Below are 662 nucleotides of genomic sequence, written 5' to 3'. Positions count from 1 at the left end.
TTTTTATATAATATTAGAGAGGGCGTTTTATGCACAACAAAATTACGTAAAGTTGGAGGATCAGTTATACTCTCTATACCGCCTGCATTGATTGATGTTCTTCATCTTACTGAAAATATGCAAGTGGGTTTGGTTATTGACAATGGATAATTGGTTGTGAAACCACAGATATCGCAAAATTACACTCTTGAAGAATTGTTAGCCCAATGTAATCCTTCAGACGATTTTGCGGATAAAGAGGTAGAGTGGTTTGATGCTAAACCTGCTGGCAGAGAGCTCTTGTAATGAAGCGAGGTGAAATTTGGTTTGTATCGCTTGACCCAACTTCTGTTTATGAGGAACGCGTCCTGTACTGATTGTGTCACCGGAGGCGTTTAATCGTTTAACAAAAACACCCATTGTTTTGCCCATTACGAGTGGAGGAAATCTTGCTAGAACAGCAGATTTTGCTATTTCATTGGTGGGAACAGAGCTGCATACAACAGGTGTGATACGCTGCGACCAACCGCGTGCTTTAGATATAGTAGCGCGTAATGGAAAAAGAATGGAAACTATTCCATATATAATTATGGATGAAGTCTTAGCAAGGTTATCAACATTTCTTACTTGAATTTTTTCTACACTTTTTAATGTTTAAAAACACCAACTTTAGTTAAAAAGTA

Annotated in this window: 1 protein-coding gene and 1 pseudogene; both read left to right on the top strand. The window is 37.6% G+C overall.

Annotated features, from left to right (window positions below; translation table 11 throughout):
* The first annotated feature begins 156 nt into the window (after positions 1-156).
* The gene (locus ACFILW_RS10605) at positions 157-285 is read left to right on the top strand and encodes a hypothetical protein (RefSeq protein WP_375685819.1); all 129 of its coding nucleotides are present in this window, start codon (positions 157-159) and stop codon (positions 283-285) included.
* A pseudogene (locus tag ACFILW_RS10600) lies at positions 285-610 on the top strand (type II toxin-antitoxin system PemK/MazF family toxin). Before ACFILW_RS10605 ends, ACFILW_RS10600 begins: the two are co-directional and overlap by 1 nt.
* Positions 611-662 lie beyond the last annotated feature (52 nt).

The organism is Bartonella sp. TT110JLCBS (assembly GCF_042193405.1).
Classification (GTDB): Bacteria; Pseudomonadota; Alphaproteobacteria; order Rhizobiales; family Rhizobiaceae; genus Bartonella.
The sequence above is the reverse complement of the archived record's forward strand: the minus strand, read 5'-3'. Positions and strand labels throughout refer to the sequence as shown.